Annotated in this window: 18 protein-coding genes; 3 read left to right on the top strand and 15 right to left on the bottom strand. The window is 71.4% G+C overall.

Features of this window, described 5'->3' with window-relative positions; translation table 11 throughout:
• The first annotated feature begins 108 nt into the window (after window positions 1–108).
• Window positions 109–759, top strand: a complete 651-nt coding sequence (locus BLV76_RS03125) for a TetR/AcrR family transcriptional regulator (protein WP_090967821.1) — start codon at window positions 109–111, stop codon at window positions 757–759.
• An 89-nt stretch (window positions 760–848) separates the two neighbouring features.
• Here BLV76_RS03125 and BLV76_RS03130 read toward each other — a convergent pair whose 3' ends face one another.
• From BLV76_RS03130 to BLV76_RS03185, 12 genes are all read right to left on the bottom strand, one after another.
• Window positions 849–1,379, bottom strand: a complete 531-nt coding sequence (locus BLV76_RS03130) for a Dps family protein (RefSeq protein WP_090967822.1) — start codon at window positions 1,377–1,379, stop codon at window positions 849–851.
• 200 nt (window positions 1,380–1,579) lie between these two features.
• A complete protein-coding gene (locus BLV76_RS03135) occupies window positions 1,580–2,764 on the bottom strand; it encodes a beta-1,3-glucanase family protein (RefSeq protein ID WP_090967823.1) in 1,185 nt (394 codons plus the stop codon).
• Between the two features lie 141 nt (window positions 2,765–2,905).
• Entirely contained in the window at window positions 2,906–3,127 is a 222-nt protein-coding gene (locus BLV76_RS03140; protein WP_090967824.1) for a peptidylprolyl isomerase, read from the bottom strand.
• A gap of 30 nt (window positions 3,128–3,157) precedes the next feature.
• The gene (locus BLV76_RS03145) at window positions 3,158–3,907 is read right to left on the bottom strand and encodes an MOSC domain-containing protein (protein WP_090967825.1); all 750 of its coding nucleotides are present in this window, start codon (window positions 3,905–3,907) and stop codon (window positions 3,158–3,160) included.
• Window positions 3,908–3,929: 22 nt separating this feature from the next.
• Window positions 3,930–4,514 (bottom strand): PepSY domain-containing protein, encoded by a 585-nt coding sequence (locus BLV76_RS03150; protein ID WP_090967826.1) that lies wholly within the window; start codon window positions 4,512–4,514, stop codon window positions 3,930–3,932.
• Between the two features lie 101 nt (window positions 4,515–4,615).
• On the bottom strand, window positions 4,616–5,584 hold the full coding sequence (locus BLV76_RS03155; RefSeq protein WP_139306452.1) for a hypothetical protein: 969 nt from the start codon (window positions 5,582–5,584) through the stop codon (window positions 4,616–4,618).
• The gene (locus tag BLV76_RS03160) at window positions 5,581–6,120 is read right to left on the bottom strand and encodes a YbaB/EbfC family nucleoid-associated protein (RefSeq protein ID WP_090967828.1); all 540 of its coding nucleotides are present in this window, start codon (window positions 6,118–6,120) and stop codon (window positions 5,581–5,583) included. The genes BLV76_RS03155 and BLV76_RS03160 overlap by 4 nt, the downstream gene beginning before the upstream one ends.
• Complete coding sequence (locus BLV76_RS03165; protein WP_090967829.1) at window positions 6,117–6,995, bottom strand: hypothetical protein; 879 nt, start codon at window positions 6,993–6,995, stop codon at window positions 6,117–6,119. Before BLV76_RS03165 ends, BLV76_RS03160 begins: the two co-directional genes overlap by 4 nt.
• A complete protein-coding gene (locus tag BLV76_RS03170) occupies window positions 6,992–7,309 on the bottom strand; it encodes a hypothetical protein (RefSeq protein WP_090967830.1) in 318 nt (105 codons plus the stop codon). The genes BLV76_RS03165 and BLV76_RS03170 overlap by 4 nt, the downstream gene beginning before the upstream one ends.
• An 82-nt stretch (window positions 7,310–7,391) precedes the next feature.
• Entirely contained in the window at window positions 7,392–7,892 is a 501-nt protein-coding gene (locus BLV76_RS03175; protein ID WP_090967831.1) for a mycothiol transferase, read from the bottom strand.
• A gap of 7 nt (window positions 7,893–7,899) precedes the next feature.
• Entirely contained in the window at window positions 7,900–8,139 is a 240-nt protein-coding gene (locus BLV76_RS03180) for a hypothetical protein (RefSeq protein WP_090967832.1), read from the bottom strand.
• 55 nt (window positions 8,140–8,194) lie between these two features.
• The gene (locus BLV76_RS03185) at window positions 8,195–9,313 is read right to left on the bottom strand and encodes a serine hydrolase domain-containing protein (protein WP_090967833.1); all 1,119 of its coding nucleotides are present in this window, start codon (window positions 9,311–9,313) and stop codon (window positions 8,195–8,197) included.
• A 19-nt stretch (window positions 9,314–9,332) separates the two neighbouring features.
• Here BLV76_RS03185 and BLV76_RS03190 point away from each other — a divergent pair, with 19 nt between their 5' ends.
• Both BLV76_RS03190 and BLV76_RS03195 read left to right on the top strand, forming a co-directional pair.
• Window positions 9,333–9,965 (top strand): nucleoside/nucleotide kinase family protein, encoded by a 633-nt coding sequence (locus tag BLV76_RS03190; RefSeq protein WP_245734520.1) that lies wholly within the window; start codon window positions 9,333–9,335, stop codon window positions 9,963–9,965.
• An 8-nt stretch (window positions 9,966–9,973) separates the two neighbouring features.
• Window positions 9,974–12,760 carry a DEAD/DEAH box helicase gene (locus BLV76_RS03195; RefSeq protein WP_090972263.1) on the top strand — a complete coding sequence of 929 codons (2,787 nt, stop codon included), beginning with the start codon at window positions 9,974–9,976 and terminating at the stop codon, window positions 12,758–12,760.
• Between the two features lie 111 nt (window positions 12,761–12,871).
• On the opposite strand, the gene BLV76_RS03200 is transcribed toward BLV76_RS03195, so the two are convergent.
• From BLV76_RS03200 to BLV76_RS03210, 3 genes are read right to left on the bottom strand one after another with little or no spacing between them, the layout of a single operon-like run.
• Window positions 12,872–13,249 carry a PIN domain-containing protein gene (locus tag BLV76_RS03200; RefSeq protein WP_090967835.1) on the bottom strand — a complete coding sequence of 126 codons (378 nt, stop codon included), beginning with the start codon at window positions 13,247–13,249 and terminating at the stop codon, window positions 12,872–12,874.
• Window positions 13,246–13,479 (bottom strand): hypothetical protein, encoded by a 234-nt coding sequence (locus tag BLV76_RS03205; RefSeq protein WP_090967836.1) that lies wholly within the window; start codon window positions 13,477–13,479, stop codon window positions 13,246–13,248. Before BLV76_RS03205 ends, BLV76_RS03200 begins: the two co-directional genes overlap by 4 nt.
• A 17-nt stretch (window positions 13,480–13,496) precedes the next feature.
• Window positions 13,497–14,678 (bottom strand): hypothetical protein, encoded by a 1,182-nt coding sequence (locus tag BLV76_RS03210; protein ID WP_090967837.1) that lies wholly within the window; start codon window positions 14,676–14,678, stop codon window positions 13,497–13,499.
• Window positions 14,679–14,725: the final 47 nt, after the last annotated feature.

The raw sequence follows: 14,725 nt of genomic DNA on the forward strand, positions 1-14,725 counted from the left end.
TCGTCGAGCGGTGTGTGGTGACCATCACAGTGGCCCCGCTTCTTGACGACTGTCAAGGAAATCTTTGGACACATGTCAAGAAAACGAGTGAAGGCGTAGGATCGCCCCATGAGCCCGTCGTCCGCACCCGCTGTCGCTGACCCCGCGGCGTCCGCTGCGGCCCGCGCGAGCAAGCACGACAACCGGCGCGACCAGCTCGCGGAGTCCGCGCTCGTCACGCTCGGCAAGCTCGGCTACGCCAAGACCTCGTTGCGCGAGATCGCCCAGCACTCACCGTTCTCGCACGGGGTCGTGCACTACTACTTCGCCGACAAGCAGGAGCTCATCACCTACTGCGTGCGCTACTACAAGCGCACGTGCGTGACGCGCTACGACGAGATTGTCGAGACCTCGACGTCCGCGGGCGAGCTCCAGTCGCGCTTCGCCGCGAAGCTCGCCGAGACCATCCGCGAGGAGGGTCCGATGCACCAGCTCTGGTACGACCTGCGCAACCAGTCGATGTTCGAACCGGCGCTGCGCGAGGTCGTCCTCGAGATCGACGGACAGCTCGAGGCGATGATCTGGCGCGTCGTGTCGCAGTACGCCGAGCTGGCGGAGAAGGAGCCCGCCCTCGACCCGTCGACGACCTACGGCATGCTCGACGGGCTCTTCGTGCAGACGCTCCTGTCGTGGGCCACCGGCCCCGAGGAGCACCGCGAGCACGCGCTCTCGATCCTCAGCGGCCGCGTCGACTCGCTGCTGCCGTCACTCCTCGCCTGACCCCGGGCACGCGAAAGGGCCGGCCCTGGAGGACCGGCCCTGCTCACGTGGTGTCGACGAGACGGCGTACGCCGCTCAGGTGCTCGCGATCACTCGCTCCACGAGCGCGGCAGGCTGCTGTTGGCGATGCGGTTCTCCGCGTCGATCATCCAGGCGAGCTGCTCGATGCGCTCGAGGATGGTGTGGATGAGGTCGGCGGAGGTCGGGTCCTCGGAGTCGACCTCGTCGTGGATGCGGCGGCCTGTGCCGGCGACGGCGTAGAGCGCGGCGACGATGAGGTTGACGCAGTCGCCGGTGTTGACCTCGTCGGCGGGGAACTCGGCGAGCGAGGTCTGCGCGACGACGGACTTCGCCCGGGCGTCGGGGGTCACGTAGACGGCGCGCATCCGCTCGGCGACGTCGTCGGAGAAGGCGCGGGCGGCGTCGACGACCTCGTCGAGGACGAGGTGCATGTCGCGGAAGTTCTTGCCGACGACGTTCCAGTGGGCCTGCTTGCCCTGGAGGTGGAGGTCGGTCAGGTCAACCAGCAGCTGCTGGAGGTGGCCGGCGAGGCGCTCGGAGGCCTGGAAGGCGGGGTGCGCGGTGTGGGTGGTGGCGCTGGAGGTGGCGGTCTGGGTCATGGCTCTCCCTCAAAGATCTGGGTCGGATCGGTGTGCTGACGCCTACCTAACCGTCTTTTCTTGAACGATTCCAGTAAGGCGAGGCTGGCCTGAACGCCTCTGACCGACGCTGCGACGCCGGGTTCGTGGCTGTGCCCACCCTGCTGCAGAGGGGTGGGCACAGCACGTGACCCGGCGTCACAGCGCTTCTGAGGTCCTGGTCAGAAGGGATTCAGCGTGATCCCGGCCTGGCGCGGGTCGCCGCTGTGGACCAGGGACTCCTGGGCCTGGACGTCGTCGAACGCGAAGCCGTACGCGCGTCCGTCGACCATGTTCTGGTGGATCAGGCGGGAGTAGTGGTTGGTGATGTCGCCTTGGTAGAAGTCGGCCGCCGTGCCGCTGGGCTGGGTGTCGAGGCGACCCAGGGTCGAGCGGTGGAGGGCCGCGCAGAGGGTGCGGGCGATGGGGCCGACGACCTGGTCGTTGGGCGCACCGAGGTTGCCGTCACAGCCCCAGACGTTGCTGGTCGAGGGCTTCTGGAACGACGCGACCTGGGCACCGGTGGTGTCGGTGAAGCTCATCGTGCTGCCCGAGGTGGTGCCGAAGAACTTCACGTCCGGCCGGTCGCCGAAGGGCTGCACGGTGAGCGTCTTGCTGGCGTACGCACCCCACGCCTCGTCGATGTAGGGGGCGAGGTAGTCGGGGTCGAACGATCCCGAGTCCGCGCCCTTGCCGGGGGCGAGCACGCGCAGGACGATGCCGTCGCCGCGGGTGCGGATGAGGCCGTCCCAGCCGCCCTGGTCGCGCAGGCCGTTGATGACGGCGTCGCGGCCGCCGGCCTTGAGCTTGCCGGTCTCGAGGTAGGTGCCGTTGGCCTCGGTCACCGAGACGGCGTGCGGCACGGCGAACATGTCGACCTGCGAGCTGTTGAGCCAGAGACCGGCGTCGTTGTAGGTGAACTCACTCCAGTCGAACAGGATGTTCTCGGACGCGTCGCCCGGCGCCCACGGTGCGGGCTGCACGAGGCCGTCAGGCGTGAGGGAGAAGGGCAGCTTCTCGCCGAACGACATGTAGAGGCGGCCGGAGAAGCCGCGGGGCACGTTGAGGGTCGTGCTGGAGCCGGAGCCACCCATCTGGATGGACACGTCGGGCGCGGGGCTGGGTGGGTTGGTCCCGCCCGACCATGCGGTGAACGTGCCGTCCTGGCTGACGTAGCCGAGGCGACCGGACGTGAGGTCGACACCCACGACGTAGAGGAAGACGTTCTCCCCCCGCTGCGAGTTGTTGGTGATGTTGAACGGCAACCGGTCAGGGCCGGCGGCGGCCGCCGGGGCGACCGGACTGGCGAGCGTGAAGCCGATCGCGAGGGCGACCAACAGGCCGAGGAGCGCGCGGAAGGTGCGCATGACGGAACCTCTTTCCCGAGAGATTGGTGACGCCCGTCACGCTATGAGAGCGCTTCCATCACTGTCCAGCAGCCACCGGACCGGAGCCGTTCTGGTCATGCGGACCAGTCGGGGCGGTGGTCCGCTGCCGGGGACCCGAGGTCAGAGGTGCTGCAGCTTGGAGTACGGCGGCTGGATGCGCACCGTCTGCCCCGCGAAGTCGACGGTCACCGCGTGGCTGTCGATCTTGGTGACCCGGCCGAGGCCGTAGAGGTCGTGGGTGACGCGGTCACCCACCTCGAACACCTCGATCTCGGGCTCGACCTTGGGCTTGAAAGGGCTGCTCGAGAGGTGCTTCGGCCGTGAGCCGTGCGAAGAAGTCATTTGCGTCGAGTATGCGCCCTCGCGGTGAATTCAGCGCTGTCCCAGCACGAATCCGGGCCGCACGATGTCGGCGTACACGCCCAGGAACGGCTCCCCGGCGCGGTTGGTGGGGCGGCTCCGGACCAGCGCCTTGAGCAGCCGGACGTCCTTCTCGCCGGTCACCGGATGGTGGTCGACGACCGCACACCGTGGGACCGGCCCACCGATCCGCACGCGCGCACTGCCGACACGCACCTCCGCTCCGCGCCATGAGTCCTCCTGCCAGGGCTCGTCGGTCTGGACGACGAGGTTCGCCCGGAACCGGGCCGAATCCACTGGTTCGCCGAGCTCCTCGGCGAGGGCGGCGAGCGAGGCCGTGCCGAGGATCGTGAGCGGCGAGGCGAACACGACGCCACCGCGCGGCGCGGCAGCGAGTCGTACGTCGACACCGAGCAGGTCGCCGAGCATCGCGGCGTGCGGACCGTCGGTCAGCGTGAGCGGGACGGCCCTCCCCCAGTAGTCGCAGGTGATCGTCTCGCCGGTGGCCCGGGGCTCGGCCGCGACCGACTCCCCCGACGGCAGCTCCATGGTCAGGACGTCATCGTCCTGCCGGGCGACGACGCTGATCAGCGACGTGTGCTGGACGGTGCGCAGGACCTTTCCAGCACGTACGTCGACCACGCACCAGCGCCGGTCGCCGACCGGGCCGTGCTCGTCGAGCTCCACCCGCGGCTGGGCGAGGTGCCGCATGCCCTTGACCGGCGAGTGGCCGGCGGCGCGGACGACGAGCTCGGCGGGCATGGCGCCAGTCTCGCAGGCAGGCTCAGTCGTCGAGCTCGACCCTCAGCACCTCGCCGGTCTCGGCATCGACGTCGACCGTGGACTCGTTCGGGGTGTCCTCGTCGAGCTGGACCTCCCAGACGGCCGTGCCGTTGTCGTCGGACAGGTCGACGCCGGTGACCGTCCCCTGGACCTCGCCCGCCGCGGCCTCGATCGCCGCCGCGTAGTCGAGCGAGGCACCGAGGAGCGTCTCGCGCTCGGCAGCGTCGTCGGCGTCCTGGTCGGTGTCGGCGACCGGGCCGCGGGTGACCTCGGTGGCGTCGGCGTTGAGCTCGATGTCGTTCTCCTCGCCGTCGGCGGTCACGATCGTGACGTCCCAGCCCTGGCCGTCGTGGTCGACGGAGAAGACGGTGCCGTCGACCTCGCCGAGGGCCGTCTGGGCGGCGGTCTCCACGTCACCCTCGATCGTGGTGGACGCAGCACCCTCGCTGGGCGCCGCGGTCCCGGACGCGCTGGTGACCGGTGCGTCGTCGGAGTCGTCGTCGCCTCCGCAGGCGACGAGTCCGAGGGCGAGCGGGGCCAGCACGGCGGCGGTCGCGAGGCGGGTGCGGCGGCTGAGGGTGTTCATCGTGATTGCTCCTGTGGTCGTCTTCTCGTGCGTACGACGACCACAGTGCCGGGAGGCGGGATAAGGCCGCTTCCCCAGTCCCTCAACGTGCGGTTAAGGCCTCAGCCGAGCTCGACCGTGCCGGTCAGCTCCGCGCTCGCGTCCTCGGGGCCCTGTCCGTCGGCGCGCAGGCCGGTCAGCGTGCGCGCGATGTCGAGCGTGCTCGGGTTGCCGTCGACGACGACCCGCGTGACCAGGCTGGTGAGCCGCTCGTCGACCACGGTCGACTCGCCCGTCGTGCCGTCGAACCCCGAAGCGTCTTCAGCCCCCTGCACGTCGTACGTCGTCCCCGCGCGGGTGAAGGAGTCGATGCGGGTCTCGACCTGCGCCACCGTCCAGCCGTCGCCGTCGGACCAGCCCTGGCCGCTGAGGTAGGGAACCCTGGTGAGCGTGTAGGTGCAGGCGACGTCGGCGGAGACCCCCGTGCCCCTCAGGGGCGGGCACTCGGCCGACTCCGGCGCGGCGAGGTCCGCGAGCGCATCGGCGCGGTCGCCCGTGGCCGAGCCGGTGTCGAGGTCGAGGCTGGTCGTCACGCCGTCGAAGGTCACCTCGACCACCGGGGACTCCCCGGACGCGACCGCGACGTAGACGGTGCCGCCGGTGCGCACCTCGGTCGGGGTGGACGTCGAGCCCGGAGCGTCCCCGAGCTCGGTGGTGGCGTCACCGGCCACCAGCTCGAGCGTGGTGCGCTGCGCGGTGTCCTCCATCAGCGTGCGCTGGAAGGGGTCGAGGCCCTCCCCCGGGCTGAGCTCCCAGTCGAGGGTCAGCCACTCGGCGCCGTCCGGCGCCGGGTGCTCGCGGCCGTCGGCGGCGTCGGTCGGACCGATCGAGTCCGGCCCCTCGGCCGCGACGACGGTGAGCAGGCCGTTGGGCAGGAGGAGGCTGTGGGTCGTGCCTTCGACCTCACCGAGGCGCCCGCGGACCAGGTCCCCGGCCTGCGCCGAGCCGGACTCGTCGCCACCGCACGCGCTCACGAGCAGCACGGACGCCAGGGCCAGGCTCCCGGCCACGCTCGCGGCCCGGCTCCTCATCGGCTCCAGAGCTGCTTCTTGTAGTCGGCGAGCACCAGCAGCCAGGCGGCGACCATCTCGTTGGCGGCGGTGGTCAGGGCGGCCCCCAGGCCGTCGCTCCCGAGCCGCTCGCAGGTGCCCGGCTGGAGCTGGATGACGAACTGCTTCATGCCGATCGAGGTCACCTCGACCGCACCGCCGGCGGCGTACCCGGTCACCTGCTTGTCCTCGACGGACGACTCGAGGTGGTCGCGCGTGCGGCGCAGGGACACCGGGTTGGGCTGGAGGTGCACGTCCATGAGTCGGTAGTACTCACGTGTGCGGGCCACGAAGATCAGGCGCGCGAGCTGGGTGACCTGCGCGGCCATCTCGGCGTCGGAGGTGCGCTCCGCGTGGCCGGGAGCGATGCCCACCCGCACGGCGTACCACCCGTTGATCTCCGCGAAGAGGGCGTCACCGGCCGTGCTCGCGCTCACGTGCATCGCGTCCACGGCCCTGCCGAAGGGGCTGACGTGGCCGTCGGCCTGCGGGACGTACTGCAGCTGCGTCTCACTCATCCGTCATAACCCCCGAGGTTGCCGGGACCCTGCGCGAAGCCGGTGGGCTTGAACTTGAAGGCAGGGAACTCTCCTTCGGCGAAGTCGGTCCTGTTGATGTCGGCGTTGACCGCCGCGGCGTAGTCGCGCAGGCCCTGAGAGATCTCCTGCTGGCGGGTCTTGACGTGGTTCTCGACCTTGTCGACCGCGTCGTAGAACTGGGTCATCACGCCCTCGGGGTCGCCCGCGCTGAAGTCGAGGGAGGTGGCGGAGGCGCCCACGGACGCCGCCCCTGCGGCGACGGCGATGACGACGGCCGCCGTCCCGGCACTGGCGACGGTGACGGCGACGGTCCCGACCGCCGCCAGGACCGTCAGCGCGAAGCTCCCGTCCGCGCCACCGCGCCCGTCGGCCGCCTCCAGGGCGGAGAGGGTCTTGTTGCCGATGTCGATGATCGACTCGTAGGCCGTCGTGTAGAGCTCGTTCTGCGCCTCGAGCGCCGCGATGGCCACGGAGATGCCGGTGAAGTTCGCGTCGGCGACGTAGGGCAGCTGCGCCTTGTAGTTCTCGGTGAAGTCGGTCGCGGCCGAGCCCTTCCAGTCGTCGACGTCGGTGGCGATCCGCTCCATGTTGGCGAACACGCCGTTGGGCGTCACCGTGACGGCGTCGGCGATCACGCCCGACGAGCCCTGGCCGGCGATGGCGACGCTGTTCAGCGCGGTGGCGAAGGACGGCCACGAGCCGGTGATGCTGTCACCGGGCAGCCCGTCGTAGTGCCCGAACGACGGACCGATGTCGCCGTACTTCCCACCGATGACGGTGTAGCCGGGCGGGGTGCCGTCGATGAGCTCGGAGGCCTTGGCGCCGACCTGGCAGCCGATGTCGAAGGCGCTCATGCGAGCGTCCCACCCGCGGCGATGAACGCGCGCCTGATCTCGTCGTCGGTCTTCGCGAAGTCGCGGGCCGTGGTCACGAGGGCCTGGGCCACGTCGTCGAGCACCGCGCCGGACTTCTGCGTCGAGGAGGCCATCGCGCTCATCAGGGAGGCCATGGCCTCCTTCGGGTTGTTGCTGTCGAAGGGACCACCGTCGGCGAACATCCCGCCCGTCGAGATCCCCGACAGCGTGGTGCTGGCGTTCGTGAACGCATCCGCGATCGGTGGAACCTCCGTGAGCCCGCCCTTCAGCAGCTCCTCGAGGCTCGCGCCCATGTCCTCTTTCCTCGTCACTGCCACTCCCCCACTCGTCGCGTCGTTGCGCGCACCTCCTACCCGACACCGTGTCGAGCAAACGTCAGGAGCCGAGCAGACCCTTCACGTAGGCGGCCTGGCCGAGGTGCTGGAGGCAGTCGGACTGGATGCTGACGAGGCGTACGCCGGCGGTGACCGGCGGGTCCCACTGCTCGTCGACGACCCGCTCGAGCTCGTCCTCGTCCACGGACTCGAGGTAGCGCGCGGTCGCGAGCGTCACCTCGTGGTGGTAGTCCGCCAGCAGCGCGGGGTCCTCGATCCGGAGCGCGTCGACCTGCGCGCTGGTGTGGCCGTAGCCGATGTCGTCGGTGCCGTGGGGCAGGCCGAACCGCTCCTGGAACCTCTCCCACACCTGCGCCTGACCCGCCAGGCCGGCGACGTGGTGGTCCTGCACGCGAGCGAGGTGCCACAGCAGCCAGCCGATCGGGTTGCCGGAGCCGCCCGGTCGGGTGTGCAGGGTCTCGTCGTCGAGCCCCTCGACGAGGCCGGCGTACAGCTCGGTGATGCGGCCGAAGCCCTCGGTCAGCAGTCCACGGACGTCCATGCCGACCTCACTCGACCGGGTCCGCCGAGCGGACCTGCGGCGTCCCCGACTCCTCGTCCTTGAGGGCGTCGATCTCCTCGAGGATGCGGGTGCGCTCGTCGGCTCCGAGGCTCACCTGCGCCTCCGCCAGGCCCTCGTCGAGCTGCTGGGCGATGTCGGCGTCCTCGGCGCTGTACTGGTAGGAGCTGACGTTGTCCACCACGCGCTGCGCGGCCTCGACGGCCGCCTGCTTCGTCTCGTCGGTCATGCGTCCCACCGTAGCCACGCTCCCCCGGGCGACCACGCCCGTCGGGGTGGCGCCGTCAGGCGGTAGCGGCGTGGGTCCAGAAGGCCTCGAGCACCGCGGTCGACTCGGGGCTGCCGAGCTCGACCTGGGTGAGGAGCACGTTGACGGATCCGCGGCTCGGGATGACGTACGCCGACGTGCCGGTGCCGCCGACCCAGCCGTAGCGGCCGACGACGTTCCACGGCTCGCGGACCGAGGTGTCGACCCCGCCGCCGTAGCCCCAGCCCTGGCCGTCGAGGAAGAAGCCACCCATCTCGCGCAGCTCCGGCGTGGTGTGGTCGGTTGTCATCTGGCGCACCGAGCCGGGCGTCAGCAGGTCGCCGCCTCCGGCGAGCAGCATCCGGCCGAAGGCGAGCATGTCGTCGACGGTCGTGACGATCCCGCCGGCCCCGGACGCGAAGGCGGGCGGCTCGGCGAACGAGCCGTCCGGTTCGTCGCTGACGCTGAGGTCGCTGCCGTAGAGCGTGGTGAAGCGGTCACGCTTCTCCATCGGCACGAAGAAGCCCGAGTCGACCATGCCGAGCGGTCCGAGCAGCCGCTCGGCCATGAGCTCGGCGAGGTCCTTCCCTGCCGCACGCGCGAGCAGGACGCCGAGGAGGTCGTAGGAGGCGTTGTAGGTCCAGCCGTCGCCGGGCTGGTGGATCAGCGGGATGTCCGCCAGGCGCCGCATCCACTCGTCGGGCGCGGGGACCTTGTCGAGCTCCATCGAGGCCTGCCCGAGCCGCTCGACGAGGAGCGGCACGACCGGGGTCTCGACGGTCGCGAACCCGTGCCCCGACGTGCTCGTGAGGACGTGGCGGGCCGTGATCGGTCGCTGCGCGGGCTCGGTGTCGTCGAGCTCGCTGGTGGGCGTGCGGAGCACGCGTGGGTCCGCCAGCTCGGGCAGCAGGCCGGAGACCGGGGCGTCGAGGTCGAGCGTGCCGTCCTCCACGAGCATCATCGTGACGGCGGCCATGAGCGGCTTCGCGATCGAGGCCCCGCGGACGATCGATCCGCGCTGCATCGGCGCACCACTCGTGCCTTGGCTCCCCAGCGCGACGACCTCGACGTCGTCGCCCGTCGCGACGAGCGCGACCAGCCCGGGGATCGCGCCTGACCCGACGTGGGGACGCAGGACTGCCTCGAGGCCGGACATGGCCCCTACCATCGCACCCGTGAGCAGCCCTGTCGCCTCCCTCGAGCCGCTGCTCGCCCGCGCCGACGCCCTGCTCGCCCGCCCCGGTCGCAGCATCCTCGGCATCACCGGGCCGCCGGGTGCGGGAAAGACGACGCTGACCTCGCTCGTGCTGGAGCACCTCGGGCCGGCCGCCGGGCACCTGCCGATGGACGGCTTCCACCTCGCCGACGAGCAGCTCGACCGGCTCGGGCGCCGCGACCGCAAGGGGGCGCCCGACACCTTCGACGTCGACGGCTACGTCTCGGCGCTGTCCCGGTTCCACGCGTTCCCCGGGCAGACACTCTTCGCACCCGGCTTCGAGCGCGACCTCGAGCAGCCGATCGCGGCCGCGATCGCGATCCCGCCGTCGGCGCGGCTGGTGCTGACGGAGGGCAACTACCTGCTGCTGCCCGGCGACGGGTGGGAGCGCGTACGTCCCCTGCTGGCCGAGGTCTGGTACGTCGACGTGGACGACGACCTGCGCGTGGCTCGGTTGATCGCGCGGCACGAGCGGTTCGGCAAGTCTCCCGCCGAGGCGCGCGAGTGGGTGATGCGCAGCGACGAGGCCAACGCGCGGCTCGTCGCCGCGACGCGCGACTCCGCCGACGTGGTGATCGGTCTCGACGCGTGATCCCACCGGTGCCGCCACTGCGCATCCACCAGCGCGAGGCACTCGAGGCACTCGCGCGGGCGTGGGACGGCTCCGAGCGCCCACGGGCGTGGGTCGTCCTGCCGCCGGGCGCGGGCAAGACGCGCGTCGGCCTCGAGGCGATCGCCGGCCGGCTCCGGGCCGACCCGGGCTCGAGGGCCGTCGTGCTCGCCCCCAACACCGCCATCCAGTCCCAGTGGATCGCGGAGGCGCGTGCCATGGGGCTCGACGCCGACGACGACAAGTCCCTGGCCGGCGCCCTGACCTGCCTGACGTACCAGTCCCTCGCGGTCTTCGACTCCGAGGCCAGCGACTCCGAGGCCGCGGTCGTCGACCGGCTCCACCCCAACGGCGTGGCGCTCTTCGACCGGATCCGCACCGAGCCCGACCTGACACTGGTGCTCGACGAGTGCCACCACCTGCTCGAGGTGTGGGGCCGCCTGCTCGCCGAGCTGCTCGAGGCCGTGTCGGGCGCCCACGTCCTGGCCCTCACCGCCACGCCGCCCGAGAGCCTGACGGGCGAGCAGCGCGACCTCGTCGACGAGCTGTTCGGGAGCATCCGCTACCGCGTGTCCGTGCCGGCGGTCGTCAAGGAGGGCCACCTCGCGCCGTTCGACGAGCTCGTCTGGCTGACCACGCCCACCCCGACCGAGGAGGACTGGCTCACCAGCGAGGCGCTCCGCTTCACTGAGCTCACCACCCTGCTCACCACCCCGGGCTTCGGGTCGATCGGGTTCTACGAGTGGCTCACGGCGCGGTACGACGACCCGGTGCCCGCCACGACCACGTGGGCCGCGTTCGCCGAGCGGGAGCCGGACCTCTGCGACGCCGCGCTGCGCATGCACCACGCGGGGCTGCTGGCGCTGCCCGTCGGTGCACGGCTCCGCGAGGAGCACCGCCACCCACCCTCCGCCGAGGACTGGGTCGGCCTGCTCGGCGACTGGCTCCTGCACCACGTCGCCGTCTCCTCCGAGGCTCGCGACGCAGAAGTGCTGGCGACCGTGAAGGCGGCGCTGCCGTCGGTCGGCTACGTGTGGACCCGACGCGGCGTGCGTCGTGGACGGTCCACCGTCGACCGGGTGCTGGCCCGGTCCTACGCCAAGCCGGGCGCGGCGGTCGAGATCATCGCCGCCGAGCACGCGGCCATCGGCGTACGGACCCGGGTGCTGGTGCTGTGCGACCACGAGCGCGCGTCGGCGACGGTGCCGGTCACGCTCGACGGGGTCCAGGACGCGGAGGCCGGCTCGGCGGTCGCCTCTCTGGAGGCGCTGCTCTCGTCGCCCGACACCGCCGTGCTCCAGCCGATGCTGGTGACCGGGTCGGTCGTCGCGGCGTCCGCGTCGACGTTGCGCGAGCTCGTCGAGTTCGTCGCGACCCGCGACCCCGAGCTGGCCGCCCGGCTCGTCGTCGACGCAGGTGCGGGTCCGGTGGCGACGTGCACGGCCGGGTGGACCTCGCGGACCTGGGTCGGCCACGTCACGGCCTTCTTCGAGGCGGGCGGGACGCAGGTCCTGGTCGGCACCCGTGGCCTCCTCGGCGAGGGGTGGAACGCCCGCGGCGTCTCCACCCTCATCGACCTCACGACCGCCACGACCCTGACGGCCGTCGTCCAGACGCGGGGCAGGGCGCTGCGCACCGACCCGACCTGGCCCGAGAAGGTCGCCACCAACTGGACGGTCGTGTGCGTGTCGGAGGCACACCCGAAGGGCGACAACGACTGGTTCCGGCTGGTCCGCAAGCACCAGGGGTTCCACGGCGTGGACGCCGATGGCGACATCGTCGACGGAGTCGCCCACATCGACGCGTCCTTCTCTCCCTTCGCGCCGCCGCCCGTCGCCTCGTTCGACGGCTACAACGCGCGGATGCTGGTCGCGGCCGCCGACCGCGACGCCATCCGCGACCTCTGGGCGGTCGGCGAGCCCTACGAGGACATCACGCTGGCGTCCCTGCGCGTCCGACGCGCCACCTCTCCTGTCGCCGTGCACCCGGGCGAGGTCGTCACCCTGGTCCCGGCTGGGCCGACGTGGCGGCTGACAGCGGACGGCCTGGCGACCGACGCCGAGGTCCCGGACACCAGCTGGCGTACGCCGCTCTCCCTCGCCGCCGGCACGGCCGGGGCCGGCGGTGCGGCTGCCGCGCTCCCGGGCGTGGGGACGCTGGTGGGCGCCGGTGTGCTCGCCGTCCTGACCGCCGGCGGGGCTCTTGTCGCCCGTCATCGCAACGCGGACGTCCTCACCCAGTGGGTGCACGCACAGCTCGCCCTCACGTCTGGCACTCCCCCGCTCGAGGCGGTTGCCGCCGCCGTCGCGGACGCCCTCGTCGCTGCTGGCCTCACCGGTGTGGGCGCGCCCGCCCTCGCCGCGGACGTCCACCCGGGCGGGGAGTACCGCTTCCGCCTCGTCGGCTCCGAGGCCGACGCCGAGGTCTTCGCGACGGCCTTCGACGAGGCCATCGCCCCTGTCGGTGCACCTCGCTACCTGGTGTCGCGCTGGACCTCGGCCCGGCTGCACGCCCCCGGCCGGCGGATCCGCACCCGCGCCGGCGCTCGCAGGGCGTTGGCCGCGGCCGGCGCCACCGGGGAGGTCTGGCACCCAGTGCCGACCGTGCTCGGACGGAATGCCACCAGCGCCGGTCACTACCTCGAGACCTGGCGCACCTGGGTCGGCGAGGGCCGGCTCCTGGCGACGGCTCGGCCCGAGGGGGCCGGCATCATGGCCGCGGTGTCCGGCGAGGACCCGTTCGCCGCGACCACGGTCATGCGTCGGCAGTGGTCCTGACGGGCTCGCGTTCGCCGCTTGGGCGCTGAGCGAAAGGTTTCGGTCAGGCTCAGACCGCGCCCTGAGAGCGCCAGCACTCGTGAGGTGGTACGGCCGCTCGGAACTCGTCGGTCACACCCCGACGACTCGCAGGTCAGGGTCGATCGCCAGCAGGTCGCCTGCGTCGGACGTCACGACGAGATGTCCGTGAAGGCGGGCGTGCCACACGACGTGCGCGTCGACGACGTCCGAAGTGGCCGAGGCTCCGCAGAGCCGGCCCACTTCGCGCGCAGCGTGGACGTCGTACGCCGGCGTCTCGACCCCGCGCGCCGTGAGCAGCGCAGCAAGTCGCGCCTGTCGCGGACCGCCGCGCCAGACCTGAGCGACGACCTCAGGGACGACGTGAACCTCCAGTCCGCGTCGCACCGCCTCTCGCAGCAAAGCGCGAACGTTCGCGTCACCCCGCTCGATCGCGATGAGAGCGCCCGCGTCGAGGCTGACTCCGCTCATCGGCCGAGCGCGTCGAGCGCCCGCTCAGCACGAGCCCGGGCGTCCTCGTCGGGAGCGCCCAGCTCGGCGTCCATCTCGTCGAGAACCTCCGCCAAGGTGAGTCGCCGCGACTTCTCCGTCATCGCCTCGGCGACATACGCCGAGACAGATGCCACTCGCCCCGTGGCCACCGCGTCACGGGCCTCGTCGACCAGGTGATCCGGAAGGCTCACCGCGATCTTCGTGGTCATACCATGATCATACCGCCTCACGCCGCGTCGGCCAGCCCCCGGCGAAGCCGTCGGCACAGCACGTCGGCAGGCGAGGGAAGCAGAAGCTCGAGGTCGCGGAGTGCCGCTGCGTCCGAATCCACGAGCATCGACGCCAGTCGCCCGACCGTGTCAGGTTCGAGCATCGCCGCAGCCACCAGCGGTTCCAGGGGGCGTCGTTCGTCGTGCTGTCGCCCGCAGCTGCACAGCTCGTTCTCGTCGCGCTCCAACTCCCCCGCAACTGCAGCCAGCACCAGCGCGACGTCGTACTCCGTGCCGTTGCCACCCGACACCACACGGTCGGAACGCAGGTCGGGATCCGGTGGCTGGATGAGGTAGCGACGGGATCGGGACGACAGATCGAAGAGCAGGTCGAAATGGTTCAGCTTGGCGATCAGCTCGGTCATGACCTCGCCGTACGGGCCCCGACACGCCTCGTTGATGGCGTCGATCCACGCGAAAGGACGATCAGCGACGGCCTGCGCGACGTCGATCGGAACGCAGAGCGGAGCACTCTCGAACAGTCGCACGTCGTCAGACTCGACGATCCGGCCGATCGCGCCCTCCCCGATGGCCATCATCGACGCGCTCCCGAGATTGAGGGTGGTGACCGGCAGCGAGGTCGCCAGGTCTCGCCACACGATGTGGTTGCTCGCCTCCTCCCACAGCTCGTATCCGCCCATCGGCGCCGTCGACCACGACGTCATGTCGCCGGTGAGGCCACGCAGGTCCGGGCTCGCCACCCGTCGCAGGAAGTCCGCCAGGCCACCGTGGTCGTGCAGGACGAGCTGGCGGTAGACCCAGTCGTGATCGAGGATCTTCGACCTCGCGTCATCGTCGATCCCCCACAGGGTGCTCCGACCACCGCGCGTACGGATGGCCAGATCCATGGCCTCCCTGGGCCGGCCGGGCGACACCTGCGCTGCCTGGGCGACCGCCCAGCGACGTACGGCCCACGTCGGCACATCGGCACCGAGCTCGACGAGCTGGCGAAGCCGTCTCACGCGCTCCGGCCGCCAGAAGGGTCGCCCGTCCGGGCCGAGCAGCATTTCCTCGATCAGCTGCAGCGCCCCTCGTGCGTCGCCGTCGGCCTCGGCCGCGTCGACGGCGAACATGCGCTCGAGCCAGGGCAAGGAGCCCTTCAGCTCGGGGTGGGCCGCCACCGCGTCGGCGAGCGTCACTCGGGGTGGCGTGGACGGGTGGTGGGGCCTGCGGGTGCTTCCCTTGC

Source organism: Nocardioides exalbidus, from assembly GCF_900105585.1.
GTDB classification, from domain to species: Bacteria; Actinomycetota; Actinomycetes; order Propionibacteriales; family Nocardioidaceae; genus Nocardioides; species Nocardioides exalbidus.

What these genes read in the sequence shown, in the direction of transcription:
- BLV76_RS03125 (WP_090967821.1), top strand. Translation starts at nt 109, where the DNA reads ATGAGCCCGTCGTCCGCACCCGCTGTCGCTGACCCCGCGGCGTCCGCT.
- BLV76_RS03130 (WP_090967822.1), bottom strand. Translation starts at nt 1,379, where the DNA reads ATGACCCAGACCGCCACCTCCAGCGCCACCACCCACACCGCGCACCCC.
- BLV76_RS03135 (WP_090967823.1), bottom strand. Translation starts at nt 2,764, where the DNA reads ATGCGCACCTTCCGCGCGCTCCTCGGCCTGTTGGTCGCCCTCGCGATC.
- BLV76_RS03140 (WP_090967824.1), bottom strand. Translation starts at nt 3,127, where the DNA reads ATGACTTCTTCGCACGGCTCACGGCCGAAGCACCTCTCGAGCAGCCCT.
- BLV76_RS03145 (WP_090967825.1), bottom strand. Translation starts at nt 3,907, where the DNA reads ATGCCCGCCGAGCTCGTCGTCCGCGCCGCCGGCCACTCGCCGGTCAAG.
- BLV76_RS03150 (WP_090967826.1), bottom strand. Translation starts at nt 4,514, where the DNA reads ATGAACACCCTCAGCCGCCGCACCCGCCTCGCGACCGCCGCCGTGCTG.
- BLV76_RS03155 (WP_139306452.1), bottom strand. Translation starts at nt 5,584, where the DNA reads ATGAGGAGCCGGGCCGCGAGCGTGGCCGGGAGCCTGGCCCTGGCGTCC.
- BLV76_RS03160 (WP_090967828.1), bottom strand. Translation starts at nt 6,120, where the DNA reads ATGAGTGAGACGCAGCTGCAGTACGTCCCGCAGGCCGACGGCCACGTC.
- BLV76_RS03165 (WP_090967829.1), bottom strand. Translation starts at nt 6,995, where the DNA reads ATGAGCGCCTTCGACATCGGCTGCCAGGTCGGCGCCAAGGCCTCCGAG.
- BLV76_RS03170 (WP_090967830.1), bottom strand. Translation starts at nt 7,309, where the DNA reads ATGGGCGCGAGCCTCGAGGAGCTGCTGAAGGGCGGGCTCACGGAGGTT.
- BLV76_RS03175 (WP_090967831.1), bottom strand. Translation starts at nt 7,892, where the DNA reads ATGGACGTCCGTGGACTGCTGACCGAGGGCTTCGGCCGCATCACCGAG.
- BLV76_RS03180 (WP_090967832.1), bottom strand. Translation starts at nt 8,139, where the DNA reads ATGACCGACGAGACGAAGCAGGCGGCCGTCGAGGCCGCGCAGCGCGTG.
- BLV76_RS03185 (WP_090967833.1), bottom strand. Translation starts at nt 9,313, where the DNA reads ATGTCCGGCCTCGAGGCAGTCCTGCGTCCCCACGTCGGGTCAGGCGCG.
- BLV76_RS03200 (WP_090967835.1), bottom strand. Translation starts at nt 13,249, where the DNA reads ATGAGCGGAGTCAGCCTCGACGCGGGCGCTCTCATCGCGATCGAGCGG.
- BLV76_RS03205 (WP_090967836.1), bottom strand. Translation starts at nt 13,479, where the DNA reads ATGACCACGAAGATCGCGGTGAGCCTTCCGGATCACCTGGTCGACGAG.